The 14590-nt window shown below is 61.0% G+C and carries 15 protein-coding genes; 2 read left to right on the plus strand and 13 right to left on the minus strand.

Annotation, left to right across the window (positions count from 1 at the left end; genetic code table 11):
• Positions 1-3: 3 nt before the first annotated feature.
• From CXQ94_RS15110 to CXQ94_RS15150, 9 genes are all read right to left on the minus strand, one after another.
• On the minus strand, positions 4-543 hold the full coding sequence (locus CXQ94_RS15110; protein ID WP_104091405.1) for a PadR family transcriptional regulator: 540 nt from the start codon (positions 541-543) through the stop codon (positions 4-6).
• A gap of 3 nt (positions 544-546) precedes the next feature.
• On the minus strand, positions 547-2574 hold the full coding sequence (locus CXQ94_RS15115; RefSeq protein WP_104091406.1) for an FAD-dependent oxidoreductase: 2028 nt from the start codon (positions 2572-2574) through the stop codon (positions 547-549).
• Positions 2575-2675: 101 nt separating this feature from the next.
• Positions 2676-3506, minus strand: a complete 831-nt coding sequence (locus CXQ94_RS15120; protein ID WP_306418909.1) for a DUF4081 domain-containing GNAT family N-acetyltransferase — start codon at positions 3504-3506, stop codon at positions 2676-2678.
• A 19-nt stretch (positions 3507-3525) separates the two neighbouring features.
• Positions 3526-4689 carry a flavodoxin-dependent (E)-4-hydroxy-3-methylbut-2-enyl-diphosphate synthase gene (ispG, locus tag CXQ94_RS15125; RefSeq protein WP_104091407.1) on the minus strand — a complete coding sequence of 388 codons (1164 nt, stop codon included), beginning with the start codon at positions 4687-4689 and terminating at the stop codon, positions 3526-3528.
• Between the two features lie 128 nt (positions 4690-4817).
• Positions 4818-5111 carry a YciI family protein gene (locus CXQ94_RS15130; RefSeq protein WP_104091408.1) on the minus strand — a complete coding sequence of 98 codons (294 nt, stop codon included), beginning with the start codon at positions 5109-5111 and terminating at the stop codon, positions 4818-4820.
• A gap of 9 nt (positions 5112-5120) precedes the next feature.
• Positions 5121-5612 (minus strand): hypothetical protein, encoded by a 492-nt coding sequence (locus CXQ94_RS15135; RefSeq protein WP_104091409.1) that lies wholly within the window; start codon positions 5610-5612, stop codon positions 5121-5123.
• A gap of 12 nt (positions 5613-5624) precedes the next feature.
• A complete protein-coding gene (locus CXQ94_RS15140; RefSeq protein ID WP_104091410.1) occupies positions 5625-6260 on the minus strand; it encodes a hypothetical protein in 636 nt (211 codons plus the stop codon).
• 147 nt (positions 6261-6407) lie between these two features.
• Complete coding sequence (locus CXQ94_RS15145; RefSeq protein WP_181034244.1) at positions 6408-7139, minus strand: hypothetical protein; 732 nt, start codon at positions 7137-7139, stop codon at positions 6408-6410.
• A gap of 56 nt (positions 7140-7195) precedes the next feature.
• Positions 7196-8467, minus strand: a complete 1272-nt coding sequence (locus tag CXQ94_RS15150) for an MFS transporter (protein WP_104091412.1) — start codon at positions 8465-8467, stop codon at positions 7196-7198.
• A gap of 87 nt (positions 8468-8554) precedes the next feature.
• Here CXQ94_RS15150 and CXQ94_RS15155 point away from each other — a divergent pair, with 87 nt between their 5' ends.
• Positions 8555-9451: a LysR family transcriptional regulator gene (locus CXQ94_RS15155; protein ID WP_219817061.1), complete on the plus strand. Its 897-nt coding sequence runs from the start codon at positions 8555-8557 to the stop codon at positions 9449-9451.
• 7 nt (positions 9452-9458) lie between these two features.
• Here CXQ94_RS15155 and CXQ94_RS15160 read toward each other — a convergent pair whose 3' ends face one another.
• From CXQ94_RS15160 to CXQ94_RS15170, 3 genes are all read right to left on the minus strand, one after another.
• Complete coding sequence (locus CXQ94_RS15160) at positions 9459-10790, minus strand: RIP metalloprotease (RefSeq protein ID WP_104091413.1); 1332 nt, start codon at positions 10788-10790, stop codon at positions 9459-9461.
• A gap of 43 nt (positions 10791-10833) precedes the next feature.
• Positions 10834-12048, minus strand: a complete 1215-nt coding sequence (gene dxr, locus CXQ94_RS15165; protein ID WP_104091414.1) for a 1-deoxy-D-xylulose-5-phosphate reductoisomerase — start codon at positions 12046-12048, stop codon at positions 10834-10836.
• Positions 12049-12330: 282 nt separating this feature from the next.
• Complete coding sequence (locus tag CXQ94_RS15170) at positions 12331-12843, minus strand: MarR family winged helix-turn-helix transcriptional regulator (RefSeq protein ID WP_104091415.1); 513 nt, start codon at positions 12841-12843, stop codon at positions 12331-12333.
• A 135-nt stretch (positions 12844-12978) separates the two neighbouring features.
• Between CXQ94_RS15170 and CXQ94_RS15175 the strand changes: the two genes are divergently transcribed.
• Complete coding sequence (locus CXQ94_RS15175; protein ID WP_104091416.1) at positions 12979-13554, plus strand: NADPH-dependent FMN reductase; 576 nt, start codon at positions 12979-12981, stop codon at positions 13552-13554.
• A gap of 234 nt (positions 13555-13788) precedes the next feature.
• Here the strand turns inward: CXQ94_RS15175 and CXQ94_RS15180 are convergent, their stop codons facing one another.
• A complete protein-coding gene (locus CXQ94_RS15180; protein WP_104091417.1) occupies positions 13789-14580 on the minus strand; it encodes a CoA ester lyase in 792 nt (263 codons plus the stop codon).
• Positions 14581-14590: the final 10 nt, after the last annotated feature.

Here is a 14590-nt window from a genome sequence, read left to right on the forward strand (position 1 = left end):
CCGCTACACCTTGGAGTCCTTGTGGCCAGCGAGGGTTTCCTGGCACCAGGCAAGCCAGGCCTCCTCCAAAACGATTCCCGCCCGCAGCACGGCCAATCGCAGCTCATCCGCCGTGGAGGCAGCTATTCCTGGTGGAAAGTCGCTCGCCTCGATATCCCGGTACTGCTCCAACACGGTGTGGTGAAGTACCTGGTGACGAGCAATTTCATGGGTCATATCCACTGTTCCCAGCACTGCCGCTGCCCGAAGGCGCACCATCAGCGCCGCGCGCATGGGCTGCGGGTCCGCTTCCAGGCTGCTCCATCGTTCCAATTCGGTGCGCCCCTGCTCCAGCACGTCGAAGTGCCGTTGGCTCCCCCGCGCCGTCGCCAGCCCGCGGGCGGCAATCAATCCCCGCTCTTCGAGCTTGCCCAGTTCACGGTAAATCTGTTGGTGCGTGGCGTGCCAGAAATGGCCGATGGACTTATCGAAGCGCCTGGCCAGTTCCGCCCCGGTGCAGGGTTTTTCCAGGAGTGAGGTCAGCAGTGCATGGGGCAGTGACATGGGCTAGATCCTTGCGGCCAGCCGGGTGCCCTGGTCGATGGCACGCTTGGCGTCCAGTTCCGCCGCCACATCGGCTCCACCGATCAGATGGACCACGGCGCCACCGGCTTCCAGTGCTGCCTGCAGCTCGCGCTGGGGTTCTTGGCCGGTGCACAGGATCACGGTGTCCACGGCCACCACAGTGTCGGTGCCGTTCACGCGCAGGTGGAGTCCGTCGTCGTCAATCCTTTGGTACTCCACCCCCGGAACCATCTGCACGCCCTTGGATTTAAGCTCGGTGCGATGAATCCAGCCCGTCGTCTTGCCCAGGCCGGCGCCCACCTTTGTTTCTTTGCGTTGAAACAGGGCCACCCGACGTTCGGGCACGACGGGTTTGGGCTCGGCCAGGCCGCCAGCACCGTGATAAGCGGGATCGATCCCCCACTCCTGGTAGAACTTTTCGGCGACCAGGGTGGCGCTGGGGCCGTGGGCGGTGATGTACTCCGCCACATCGAAGCCGATGCCACCGGCACCCAAAATGGCGACGTTGACGCCCACCGGCTTTTTCTCCCGCAACACTTCCAGATAGCTCAGCACACTGGGGTGCTCGACGCCGTCGAACTCCGGGGTGCGCGGAACCACTCCCGTGGACAGCACCACTTCGTCGAAGCCTTCACCCAGCAGAGCCTGGGCAGTGGCACGGGTGTTCAGGCGCAGCTCGATGCCGCGGAGCTGGATCTGCCGGTTGAAATATCTGATGGTTTCGTTGAATTCCTCCTTGCCCGGAATCTGCTTGGCAAGATTGAACTGGCCACCGATCTCGGCGGCCGACTCAAAGAGTGTCACGTGGTGCCCACGCTCGGCAGCGGTGACGGCGAAAGCCAACCCCGCGGGTCCGGCACCCACCACGGCAAGCCGCTTTGGTGCCATGGCCGGCTCTATGATGAGTTCGGTCTCGTGGCAGGCCCTCGGGTTCACTAGGCACGAGGAAGTTTTGCCGCCAAAAGTGTGATCAAGGCAGGCCTGGTTGCACGCGATGCAGCTGTTGATTTCATCGCTTCGGCCGTCCTGGGCCTTGCGCATGAACAACGGGTCGGCAAGGAAGGGGCGCGCCATGGAGACCATGTCTGCGGTGCCATCCGCCAAGAGCTGCTCTGCGACGTCGGGCGTGTTGATCCTGTTCGTCGCGATCAGCGGGATTCCCACCGATCCCATGACCTTTTTGGTCACCCAGGCAAAGCCGGCGCGCGGCACCGAGGTGGCAATGGTGGGGATGCGGGCCTCGTGCCAGCCAATGCCGGTGTTGATAATGGTGGCGCCGGCCTTTTCAACGGCCTGCGCCAGTTGGATGACCTCGGCTAGCGTGGATCCGCCTTCCACAAGGTCAAGCATGGAGAGCCGGTAAATGATGATGAAGTTCGCGCCTACGCGTTCACGGGTGCGGCGCACGATCTCCACTGGGAACCGCATCCGGTTTTCGTACGAGCCGCCCCATTCATCGGTGCGGTGGTTTGTCCGCTGGGCCACGAATTCATTGATGAGGTAGCCCTCGGAGCCCATGATTTCCACACCGTCGTACCCGGCGCCCTGGGCCAGACGTGCGGCGGAGGCAAAGTCCTCGATGGTTTGCTCCACCTCCTCGCTACTGAGGGGATGCGGGGCCAAGGGGCTGATCGGGGCCTGCACGGCACTGGGGGCCACCAGTTCTGCGTGGGCGGCATAACGCCCAAAGTGGAGAAGTTGCAAAGCGATCTTGGCACCGGCGGCGTGGACGGCATCGGTGATGACCACGTGCTGTGCTGCCTCCTGCGGCGTGCTGATCTTGGCGCCACCCTTCATGGGCCGTCCGGCGTCGTTGGGAGAAATACCGCCGGTAACCATCAGCCCAACGCCGCCACGGGCCCGCTCGGCATAAAACGCGGCCATCCGCTCAAAACCGCCCGGGCGTTCCTCCAGACCCACGTGCATTGAGCCCATCAACACGCGGTTAGGTAGTGTGGTGAAGCCCAAATCCAGGGGGGCGAACAGGTGAGGATAGGTACCAGAAGACATTTCAACGCTCCTTTGCGCAACAAGTTGCATAAGCGTATCTCATGATGCGTCGAAGGACTTGGGCCCACGCTCGTCATCCCTGAACGTTGGGGGCGTGGGACTCAGAAGAGTACGGTGGCGAAAGTGCCCACCTGCTCGAATCCAACTTTGGCGTAACTTGCCCGCGCGCGAGCGTTGTAGTCGTTGACGTACAGGCTCGTCACTGGCGCTAGGGCCTGTGCAAGGTCCACGACGGCGGCCATATAGCCGGCGCTGAGGCCCAGCCCGCGGTAGCGCGGGTTCATCCACACACCTTGAATTTGGGTTGCCTTGGCTGTGACGGCGCCAAGATCGGCTTTGAAGATTACCTCACCGTTCGGCTCGCAGTGGCTGAAGGTGTGGCCGTTGTTCAGTAGCCAGGCAACGCGGCGCCTGTAGTTTTCCTCGCCGCCAAGGTAGGGCGAGTACCCCACTTCTTCCTCGAACATGGCTGCTGCGGCAAGTAAGATTTCCTCAAATTGTCCGCTTCGTCCGACGGCCAGGTCAGGATTTGCTGTCAAGGGGGAGGGTTCGGCCAAGGTGAGGAGGGGCTGGTTGACCCGGACCTCCTGCGCACTGATTCCAGCGTTGGACAGTTCAGCCATGATGCCCAACACGGCCTCCGCCGGGCCAAAGATGGAGGCGTGCACCTGCCAATGTGCCACCAGCCACCGGGCGTAGTAGGTGCTTTGGGCTGCGGTCACCTCGATCGGGACCACATTGGAACCGACCCAACACGCCGAGGCCAGGTCACCGCCGTCGTGCTCGAAAAAACCCAGAATCACCGATCCTGGTTGGCTGGGCACGGCGCTACCGCCGTGGCCGAGCAACGAGTCGATGAAGACGTTGGCCACGGGATCGCGCGCGACTAAAGCCCGGAGCGCGTCCGTGTCCTCGCGAACAAGGACGCGCACCGGTCCGGTGTCAGTGCCTCTACGAGACGCTAACCACGGGGCCACCCTGGAGCGGATTGTCGCCATCGGACTCCATCTCTTCAGCAATTCTCATGGCTTCTTCAATCAGGGTCTCAACAATCTGGTCCTCGGGAACGGTCTTGATGACCTTACCGCGGACAAAGATCTGTCCCTTGCCGTTGCCGGAAGCAACACCCAGATCAGCCTCGCGAGCCTCGCCGGGTCCGTTGACAACGCAGCCCATGACGGCGACGCGCAGCGGTACTTCCATGCCTTCCAGACCGGCCGTGACCTGCTCGGCAAGGGTATAGACATCCACCTGGGCGCGCCCACAGGACGGGCAGGAAACAATTTCCAGCTTGCGGGGGCGCAGGTTCAGCGACTGCAGGATCTGGTTGCCCACCTTGATCTCCTCCACAGGAGGGGCGGAGAGGGACACCCGGATGGTATCGCCGATTCCCTTGGAGAGAAGCGCGCCGAAGGCAACGGCGGACTTGATGGTGCCCTGGAATGCAGGGCCCGCCTCGGTGACGCCCAGGTGCAGGGGCCAGTCGCCCTGTTCGGCCAACATTTCATAGGCCGCCACCATGATCACGGGGTCGTTGTGCTTGACGGAAATCTTGAAGTCGTGGAAGCCATGTTCCTCGAACAGCGACGCCTCCCACATAGCCGATTCCACCAGGGCCTCGGGGGTGGCCTTGCCATACTTTTTGAGGATGGAGGGCTCCAGCGAACCTGCGTTCACACCAATCCTGATCGAGGTGCCGTGGTCCTTGGCGGCCTTGGCAATTTCCTTGACCTGATCATCAAACTTGCGGATGTTGCCCGGGTTCACCCGAACGGCGGCACAGCCTGCCTCAATGGCGGCAAAAACGTACTTGGGCTGAAAGTGGATGTCCGCGATAACCGGGATCTGCGACTTTTTGGCGATGATGGGCAGGGCATCTGCGTCATCTTGCGCCGGGCATGCCACTCGGACAATGTCGCAGCCGGAGGCTGTCAGCTCGGCGATCTGCTGCAGTGTGGCGTTGATGTCGGTGGTCTTCGTGGTGGTCATGGACTGCACGCTGATGGGCGAGTCGGAACCAACACCAACCGAGCCGACCTTAATCTGCCGGGTTTTGCGTCGGGGCGTGAGGACTGGCGGTGGCAATGGCGGCATTCCGAGACTGACCGAGGTCAAAATGTGCTCCTTGAAGATCTTTTTAATGAAGCGTCCGCGGCAGCCTTTGAATGGCGCCGCGACAAATTTTCCGCATCATCTGTTCTAAATTGTAAGCTGGTTCCCGGCTATCGGCGCCGGGGTGAGGCCTAGGCCATATATTTGCTGAACTGGCCGATGACCGGCTTCCATTCGGAAACTTTCAGCCCTGTGACTCCCCCGCCACGGCTCATCGGATCCTGCTTCAGGATCTCGTACAACGTGGCTTCATCGGTGGCCTGGAAGATTAGCAGGGCGCCGGCGCCGTCACCGTAGGGTCCTGAGGCCAGCACTACATCGGCTTGCGCCTGCTCCGCCAACCATTCGCGGTGCTTGGGACGGTGTTCGGTCCGCTCGGCTTCGGCTTCGGGACCATAGACATATTCAACGGCAAAAATACTCATGAGTTCACCCTATAGTAGGAGCACTTTGGCAAGCACAGCGACGGCAGCTGCCCAGAGCATGGAGGCCAAAGTGCCGATGATGAACCGTTCGCTGGCGGCGGGCGTATTTTTCAATTCCGGATACCTACCCAACCCCTTGATGGCAACAACATAGGCAATCGCCACTGGCTGGTTGGTGAGAATGGCGAGGACGACGGCGGCACGTTCCAACGCTCCGATCAACAGTCCCCCGCGCATGACTCCAATCTGGGCTTGCTTGGCTGGCGGCGAGCTGTCCGACGCTGTTACGGCTAGAGCAGCTGGAGCAGTATTTGCCCCGAAGTCTGCGGTGGAGTCGGCCGCCGGATCGTCCGCGTCGTGGTCTGTGCGCTCCTTGCCGTTTTCTGCCAACTCAACGGCTGCCACCGCACGTGATGTGGAAAGCTTCAGTATCCCGGCCGTCACGGGCCAACCCCCCAAACAGGCCGCCACCACTGTCAGTGCAATCCACAGTGCATCCATGGAATCCCTTTCTTAGTGTCGTTGACTTTCAGCGTAGTGGTCCCCTGTGACAATGGGCACGTCGGCCTGCGACAAGAGGATCTGAGCGGCAAGGGCACCGTTGCGTTCCTCGACCCACCCTGACCGAAGAATGGCTTTGCTGACGGCCTGCGGGCTGATACCCAATTGGTGCGCCACCTCCGTCTGGAGTGGATTCTGATTTGCCATGAGAGCATCCACTACGCGCCACTCGGATTCGGAACGTTTTCGCACCAAGTCCCCGATCAGCACCAGAACAGCTTCCGCTGCCGCAGCCTCTGGCACTGTCTGTCCGCGGACACAGAGGGGGACGCGCGCACCGGATTTCTTGGCCTTTTCCACTGCTTCGCGCGCTGCAATAAAGGCACCCCCAGCCGCTTCATGGGATCTGGCCGGCAAAGGCGAATTTACTCCTCCGACACCAATTCCCACGTGCCAATGCCCCGTTCGCAGCGCGCGCATGGCCACGTCAACAACGGCTGCGGGGTCCTCCAGCAGCCCCTGGACCTCATCACCGACAGTGCGTTCAAAGGCCAGCCGGGTGGGAATGTCAGCCAGGCTGGCCAACAGTTCAGGAACTCTGTCTTGGCTGGCGCGGCTGCCGCGCTGGTCGATTGTAAGAACAAACATGAGTAAACCATAATTGGTTAACCTTATAGAATCAACCATTTTACGGTGACTAGTGATCGTTAACGAGGAAACCCGAATGGGCGCCGAATGAACTGTGACTCAAACACTGGGCTCCAAGTCACGAACGTAGGCATAGCTGTGGCCGCGTCACATTGGGAGCTGTTTGGCCACCAGTGTTAAGGACCGCCGGGCCTCCTGGCGCACTTCTGGGATGGCACTTTCAGCAACAATCTCGGCAAGGATGGTTAGGCAATCGGGATGGTTGAAACTCTCGAACGCGCGCACAATCTTCCATTGCAGCAGGTCATCGTCCGGGCTGCCTTTAAGGCAACTGATTAGCGCCCGCAAAGCAGCCATACGGTCCTTGCCTGGCACGGATGAATAAAAGCACATGAAACCAACGGCATCGATTGCCTCCACAACTTGTATTCGTGGACCGTCGCGAATAACCGAGACAAGCATTGGCAGTATTTGAGTATCCATGCGGGCAAGAATTCGAGCCACGATGTCTCGCGGCAATGGATAGCTCGTTTTCCTGAAGACGCCTGGCTCCGGCCGCCTATGTTGGTTCTTGCCGATCGTTCCCAGCAGGGGAACAAGCATTCGTGCGGTTCCGACCCCGCCATTTTGAATTGCTCCACAGAGCTCCAGTTTGGTGTACAGCTTGGTTTCGCGCCGGAGTCGCTCGACAAAAAGGAGGTTCATCGAATCGTCCGACGACGCCGAGGGTGCAAGTAGCCGAATGGCAACAGTTCGCTTCACGGCATCGTCGGATTCCAGTTCTCCAATCAACTCCGTTGTTGACAGGTGACTGAAGGCGTCGAGATCCTTCTGACTCAGGAATCCTCGCCCCTGCAATTGACTCATCTGACTTTTCATCTAGCCGTAACTCTATCTGGACTACTTGAGGATGTGCGGGTCAGCCCCGGTTGCCCCTATGAGCAACTGACTTCCAACTCCGAGTCGTCGTCGGATGCGAGTGAAAGTGGCCGCTTGACTCGGCGAGACCGGAGTTCAATGACGGTGAGCACCGTCGCTGCAACGGCCAGTGCTGCGGCAGTCCAGAGCGTACCCCTGGCTCCGACCTTGTCATAAATCTGCCCACCGGTCAGCGCGCCTAGGGCCATTCCTGCGTTGAAAACACCCGACCAAAGCGCGGAGACACTCTCGCTGGCAGTGATGGGCGCAGCCGATTGGATCGCGGTTTGGGTAGTGACAGACACGCCACCGTAAAGCATCCCCCAAATAATCATGACAATGCCGGCGCCGAGAGCAGTGGTTGCAACCGCAGGCGCGAGGGTCAGCGTTGTCGCGATTCCCAATGCGAGAACGAGAAGGATGCCGACGGACGAGCGAGCAGCAATAGGACCTGCGGTGAAGTTGCCGGCAACCCCGAAAATGCCGTAGATCAGCAACATAGCTCCAACAAGGCCTGGGCTCAGGCTCGCGAAAGATTCGAGCGCGGGCCTCACATATGAATAGGCGGTGAAATGGGCTGTCACCAGAAGCGCAGTAATTGCCATTCCGATACGTACACCAGGAATTCGGAGCACACCAGCCAGACTTCCTGAAGGGTGACTTCGTTCGGCAGGCAAAGGGGGAAGCAAGACGATCATCAGCATTGCGATTAAGACGGCTGTGACGCTCAGAAACCAAAAAGCAAATCGCCAACCAAAAATCGCACCGATGAAAGTGCCTGTGGGGACACCGAGCACCGAAGCGACCGCAACACCACTGAAGACGATCGTCACAGCAAGACCCTTCGAAGGCACAGCGACCAGGCGCGGGGCAATACTGGGCGCAAGGGCCCACACTCCACCCATGCCAATGGCTAGGAGAACACGAGCCACTGACACGACGGCGAAGCTGCTGGCGATTGCGGTCAGCACGTTGGCAGCCGCGACAAGCACCATCAAGACGATCAACACGAGTCGGCGATCTATCGCCCGGATCAGAAACGGGGTCAGTGGAGAGGAGATAGCGGCAACGAGTCCGGTGATAGTCAGGGTGAGACCGACAGTGCCTTCGCTCTGGCCAAGGTCGGCGCCCATCGGGGTCAGCAGACCTACGGGCATCATTTCGGCCGCCACAACCATAAAGGTCGCAAATCCGAGAAGTACCACCCCAGCCCACCGATTCCCGGTCGGAGACAAACTTAGCGAAACGCGGTCAGTGGCTGGAGCAGAGCTCGGTGATGATGGGATCATGCAGACAAGTCCATCAATTCAGTCGGCCATGATCAACGGCGAATGCCTGATGGTGCTATTAGCTGAGGTAATCGATAAAGTTCAGGAGTGAGTATTAGAGAGTTGCCGATGCGGGAGCTGGAATGCTTTTTGGTCCTTTCGGAGGAACTGCATTTTGGCAGAACAGCAGAACGGTTGTACATTTCCCAAGGCCGGGTCAGCCAGTTGCTGCGCGCCCTCGAGCGCCGGATTGGGGTCACACTGGTAGAGCGGACCAGTCGCAAGGTTGCACTGACGGATTCCGGGGCAAAGTTCTGCGCTGACCTTCGGCCGGCACATCGTTTGCTGGCCTCGGTTGTTGATGAGGCCAAGGACCGTGCCCGAGCTACACCGACGCCGCTCTTGGTCGGATTTCAATGCGCATTCTACGAATCGATCGCCAAGGCGGTTAGCGCTTTTGAGCGAAACAATCCAGACAGCATCATCCAATTCAAAGAACTCCCTTTGGGTGATCCCTTCAGTGACGTCCTTGCAGCTCGCATCGACGCGGCAGTTTGCCTGCTTCCAGTTGCCGAACCGCAACTGGTTACTGGACCGGTGTTCTCGCGTCAGCAGCAAACCCTCGCAGTTGCCACCGGTCACCCCTTCGCAGCATTGCCAGAGATCACCGCGGAACAACTTGCCGACGTCGTCATGGTCCCCGTATGGGGACCGGCACCTGAGTATTGGCGCCAATCACAGTCACCAGAGAGGACTCCGTCCGGACGGCCGATCCAAACTCGCGCGGGAGTCTCCACTGTGCAAGAAGGACTTATGCGGGTCACTACAAGCAATGTGGGCCTGCTGCTCTGCCGGGCGAGCGCCGAACATTACTCCCGCCCGGACATATCCCACGTTCCCGTGACCGGACTTCCGGAGTCGGCCCTCGGTCTGGTCTGGCGGGCCGACAACGAAAATGATCGCATCCGCCGCTTCGCTCAGTCCCTGGCAGGCGCGCTGGACTGAATAACGGCTAGCCGAACAGATTGACCGGCTTGACGATGTCGGCGTAGATCAGCAGGGCCCCCATGACCATCAGCAGTGTTGCAGCCACATAGGTGACTGGCAGCATCTTGGCAATGTCAAAGGGTCCCGGGTCCTTCTTCTTGAACAGCTTGGCTACGAAGCGCCGCGCCCCTTCGTACAGGGCACCTAGGACGTGTCCGCCGTCGAGCGGTAACAGCGGGATCAGGTTGAAGACAAACAATGCAAGGTTTACGCCGGCCAGCAAGCCAATAAGGGTGGCGATCCGCGAGCTGAGCGGCACCTGCTCCATGGAGGCAACTTCACCGGCCACCCGGCCCACGCCCACCACGGAAATGGGGCCGTTCGGGTCGCGCGGTGCCGAACTGAAGGCCGCCTGAGCCACGCCCACCAACTTCTGCGGCAGTTGGAAGACGATGCCGCCCACCTGGGCAATGTTGTTGCCCACTGCGGGAAGCACCGCGCTGGCCGGTTGCGGCACCATTGCTGAGCTTGGACCCATTCCCATGAAGCCAACCTGGACGGTTTCGGCTTTTCCTTCGGCGTCCACCACTGCGGAGCCATTGGCGTTCAGCACGGGGCGGGCAGTGAGAACAGGGGTTACGGAGGTGGTGATTGTTTCCGCGCCGCGCTGGTAGGTAATCTCCACTGGCTTGCCTGCAGAGGCGCGGATCCAGTCGGTCAGAGTGGCCCAGTCAGTGACTTCTTTGCCGGCAAAGGTTTTGATGGTGTCCCCGGGCTGCAGTCCGGCGGCAGCTGCCGGCGTCTTGGTGCAGTTGGAAAGATCAGTCGGAGCAGGCTGGCCGTAGGCGACCTGGCAGGCGTTGACCTCGGAGAGCGTGGTGGTTGCCTGTGGCGTGCCAAACCCCATGAGCAGGACGGCCATGAGCACAATTCCAATGAGTAGGTTCATGGTGGGCCCACCGAGCATGATCACAATTTTTTTCCACACGGGGAGCTTGTAAAAAACCCTGTTGGAGTCCTCGGGACCCACCTCCTCGTGCGCCAGGCTGCGGGCTTCGGTGGCAAGCGTCTGGAACATGCCGGTGCTGGACGGCCGCACACTGCCATCACTGGGATTGGGCGGGTACATGCCCACCATGGCCACGTAGCCGCCGGCAGGGATGGCCTTGATCCCGTACTCAGTTTCACCCTTTTTCCGGGACCAAATGGTGGGCCCAAAGCCGATCATGTACCGGGTAACACGAACCTTGAAGAGCTTGGCGGGCAGCAGGTGCCCCACCTCGTGCAGGGCGATCGAAACGGCCACGCCAATAGCGACGAAGAGCACGCCGCCAATGAAAAGCAATACAGTCACAATGAACTTTCTAGCTACATATTTCCCGGTATATCAAGAGAATTCTTCAGCCCTTGGCGGCCAACAACTCGTTGGTCCGCGCCCGTGCCCACTTTTCAGCTTCCAGCACCGACTCTAGGGTCAGCTCCGAAACCGGTGTGTGTTCGCTGAGAACTTCCGCAATGGTATCCACAATGTCCAAGAAGCCTATCCGGCCTGCATGGAACGCGTACACGGCTTCCTCGTTGGCTGCGTTGTAGACGGCTGGGCAGGTGCTCCCCCTGCGTGCAGCTTCCTTGGCAAGTTCGACGGCGGGGAAGGCCACGTTGTCCAGTGGTTCAAACGTCCACGTGGCTGCCTTTGTCCAGTCACAGGCCAGGGCGGCACCCGGGACTCGCTCCGGCCAGCCCAGTCCCAGGGCGATCGGCAGGCGCATGTCCGGCGGCGAGCATTGCGCGAGGGTTGATCCATCGGTGAATTCGACCATGGAATGCACCACCGACTGCGGATGAACCACGGCCTCGATGCTATCCAGGGGCACATCAAAGAGCAGATGGGCCTCGATGACTTCCAGCCCTTTGTTGACCAAGGTGGCCGAGTTGGTGGTGACCATGGGGCCCATATCCCAGGTGGGGTGCTTGAGCGCCTGGGCAGGGGTCACGTCCGTGAGTTCTGCTCGGGTGCGGCCCCGGAATGGCCCTCCCGAGGCGGTGACAATGAGTTTGTGAACTTCCCCGGGCGTGCCGGAGCGCAGCGCCTGGGCCAAGGCCGAATGTTCGGAGTCGACGGGGACCAGCTGCCCGGGCGATGCCGCATCCTTGACAAGCTGTCCGCCCACGATGAGGGATTCCTTGTTGGCCAGCGCCAAAATCGCGGGGGTGCCCAGCGCGGCGAGTGTCGGCGCCAGGCCAATGGAACCGGTGATGGCGTTGAGCACCACATCCGCTCCGTGGGCGGTATTGGCACCCCATGCGGCAATGACGGTGGAGGCGCTGGGCCCCGTCACGATCTCCGGTTTGTAGCCTGTGGCCCCGGCCGCAGCGGCCCGGGAGTCGATCAGCGTACGCAGGGATTCGGCGTCGTCCGTGGCAATTCCGATGGCCAAAGCCCGGGTTTGCACGGCCTGCTCGGCAAGCAGCGCCAGGTTACCGCCGCCGGCACTCAGTGCGGTCACCGTGAAGCGGGGCGTCCCGTCGGCCAAGGTGGCACGTCCGACGACGTCGATCGCCTGCGTGCCGACGGAACCTGTGGAGCCAAGAATGATCACTTTTCGATGCTGCATAGCTACAAGTATTCCCCACCTGCTCCCCAGCCTCGTTCCTCGGCCGTGGTCCCTCGCAGGCGTGGGCCCACCCAACGGCAATCACCGCCCGAAAGCTCGCATCGGGGCCCTCGCGCTTGTGGGCCCAAACCAACGGCAAAACTGCATTTCCTCGGAGGCTATCCGGACGGTCGGCCGCAGGCGGCCTTTGGGTCCTCCTTTACGCCGCCTATGGAAATACAACCTCGCCGCCTCCGGCCAGGCATGAGGGGACTGGCCCAAAAAGTCGGTTCTAGTACTTTCTCACCAGAGGCCGCCCGATATGGCAGCGCCTCGGATCTTTTGCAGGGAGGAGCGCAATTGCTCCAATTCGGCGGGTGTGAGCGGATCGAAAATGGTTTCGCGCACCATAGTGACGTGGCCCGGCGCCGTCCGACGAACAGCGTCCCAACCCTCGGGTGTCAGGGTGATCTCCTGGCCGCGACCGTCGGCGCTGGCTGCACAGCGCCCGATCACTCCTTTGGCCTCCATGCGACGCAAGAGGTGGGAGACCCGCGACTTTTCCCACTCCAGTATGCGGGCGAGATCGCCCGAACGCACACCTTCGGGCGGGGCTTCGGATACTGCAGCCAAAACGGCATACTCACCCCCGGACATGCCGGCATCCTGGTTGAGCTGGCGGTCTATGACTCGCGGCATACCACTGACAAAGTCACGAAGCTCAAGCCAAATTGCTTGCTCGTCCGCACTGAGCCAGCGCGTCTGCGATTCTTGGGCTTCCGCCGCCTTCGACTCCGACTGGATCGGATTGGTCATGATGGGCCTCACTGTTCACAGTTCGCAATAGGTGGTTGACATGTCAATTATGTCTGATGCATGATGGAAACATCAAGTTTTAGTTGACACGTCATACACATTGATGGCGGGTTACAAATCCAAGGAGAACAGCGCATGACCAAGATCGCCATCGTCACCGGTTCCACCCGCCCCGGCCGCATCAACTCAGGTGTTGCAGAGTGGGTTCTTGCCCAGGCACAGCTGCGCGGCGACGCTGACTACGAGCTGGTAGACATTGCCGACTTCAACCTGCCCGTCCTGGATGAGGCCTACCCGGCCGGATACCAGAACTACCAGAACGACCACACCAAGCTCTGGTCCGCCAAGATCGCCGAGTTCGACGGCTACGTCTTCATCGCCGGCGAGTACAACCACTCGGTTCAGCCGGCCCTGGCCAATGCCATCTCCTACCTGAACGTTGAGTTCAACAACAAGGCCGCCGGCATGGTTGGCTACGGCTCAGCCTTTGGCGTCCGTGCCATGGAGCACTTGCGCGGCATCTTGTCCGAACTGCAGGTTGCCCACGTGCAGAAGACGGGCATGTTCTCACTGTTCACCGACTTCGAGAACTTCTCCACGTTCAAGCCCACCGAGTTGCAGGCCGCCTCCGTGGCCCCCATGCTGGATCAGCTGGTGAGCTGGACCCACGCACTGAAGTCTGTGCGTGAAGACGCCATGGCTGCCGTCTAAGCTCCACCCCGCCCAACGCGGTATCACTTTTGGCGCAGTTTGGCCCAACGCGGTATCACTTCTGGTGCAGTTTGGCCCTACGCGGTATCACTTTTGGCACCATACGACTGAACGCTCTCCCACATTGGGAGAGCGTTCAGCGTTTAAGTGCCAGAAGTGATACCGCGTCAGTGGAAAAGTCACCAAAGGTGATACCGCGTCGGTGGGAAACGCGCCAAAAGTGATACGGCGTCGCTAGGCGCGGCGCAGGATCTGCTGGGCGTGCTTGAGGATGGGCCCGTCAACCATCTGCCCCCGGAAGGCAAAGACACCCGTGCCAGCATCCTCGGCGGCCGCGAGCAGCTCAGTGGCCTCGGCGATGGCAGCATCCGAGGGCCGGTAAGCCCCGCGAATGACCGCCACCTGGCTGGGGTGGATGCACGCCTTGGCGCCAAAGCCGCTGGCGACGGCGTCGTCGGCCTCAACGGCCAGCCCGAGAAGGTCGGGGATGTCCGCGTAAATGGAGTCGATGGCCGTTTTCCCAAAGGCGCCGGCCGCCAGCAACAGCTGCGAGCGCGCCTGCACGGCCACTGCCCGGTAGCTGCCATCGGCGAACCTGCTGGATGTCCCTCCCAGGGAGGCGACCAGGTCTTCGGCCCCCCACATCAACGCAACAACATTGTTCAGCTGTGCCAGCGCTGGTGCCGCCATGATGCCTGCCGCAGTTTCGCACAGGGCCACTACCTGGTAGCCGGCGAGCGCAGCGACGGCCGCCGGGTTTTCTGACTTCGCCACCATGATGGTCCGGTACTCAGTGCGGGCAAGCGCTGCCAGGTCAAGGGTGCTCTCCGGAGTGTCCAGGGCGTTGATGCGGACCATGGTGGTGGCCGGGTTGAGCTGGTTGCCAATAAGGTACTCGCGCGCCTGCGCCTTGGCATCGGGCGCCACGGCGTCCTCAAGGTCAAGGATGACGGCGTCAGCCCGCTCGGCAGCCTTGTTGTAGCGCTCGGGTCGGTCGGCCGGGGCAAAAAGGAGCGCCGGGCCCATGGTGAATGGT

This window comes from Arthrobacter sp. GMC3 (genome assembly GCF_002929305.1).
Classification (GTDB): domain Bacteria; phylum Actinomycetota; class Actinomycetes; order Actinomycetales; family Micrococcaceae; genus Specibacter.

Bases quoted from the DNA above. Each gene is read 5' to 3' on its own strand.
- CXQ94_RS15110 (WP_104091405.1), bottom strand. From the start codon at position 543: ATGTCACTGCCCCATGCACTGCTGACCTCACTCCTGGAAAAACCCTGC.
- CXQ94_RS15115 (WP_104091406.1), bottom strand. From the start codon at position 2,574: ATGTCTTCTGGTACCTATCCTCACCTGTTCGCCCCCCTGGATTTGGGC.
- CXQ94_RS15130 (WP_104091408.1), bottom strand. From the start codon at position 5,111: ATGAGTATTTTTGCCGTTGAATATGTCTATGGTCCCGAAGCCGAAGCC.
- CXQ94_RS15135 (WP_104091409.1), bottom strand. From the start codon at position 5,612: ATGGATGCACTGTGGATTGCACTGACAGTGGTGGCGGCCTGTTTGGGG.
- CXQ94_RS15140 (WP_104091410.1), bottom strand. From the start codon at position 6,260: ATGTTTGTTCTTACAATCGACCAGCGCGGCAGCCGCGCCAGCCAAGAC.
- CXQ94_RS15145 (WP_181034244.1), bottom strand. From the start codon at position 7,139: ATGAAAAGTCAGATGAGTCAATTGCAGGGGCGAGGATTCCTGAGTCAG.
- CXQ94_RS15150 (WP_104091412.1), bottom strand. From the start codon at position 8,467: ATGATCCCATCATCACCGAGCTCTGCTCCAGCCACTGACCGCGTTTCG.
- dxr (WP_104091414.1), bottom strand. From the start codon at position 12,048: ATGCAGCATCGAAAAGTGATCATTCTTGGCTCCACAGGTTCCGTCGGC.
- CXQ94_RS15170 (WP_104091415.1), bottom strand. From the start codon at position 12,843: ATGACCAATCCGATCCAGTCGGAGTCGAAGGCGGCGGAAGCCCAAGAA.
- CXQ94_RS15175 (WP_104091416.1), top strand. From the start codon at position 12,979: ATGACCAAGATCGCCATCGTCACCGGTTCCACCCGCCCCGGCCGCATC.
- CXQ94_RS15180 (WP_104091417.1), bottom strand. From the start codon at position 14,580: ATGGGCCCGGCGCTCCTTTTTGCCCCGGCCGACCGACCCGAGCGCTAC.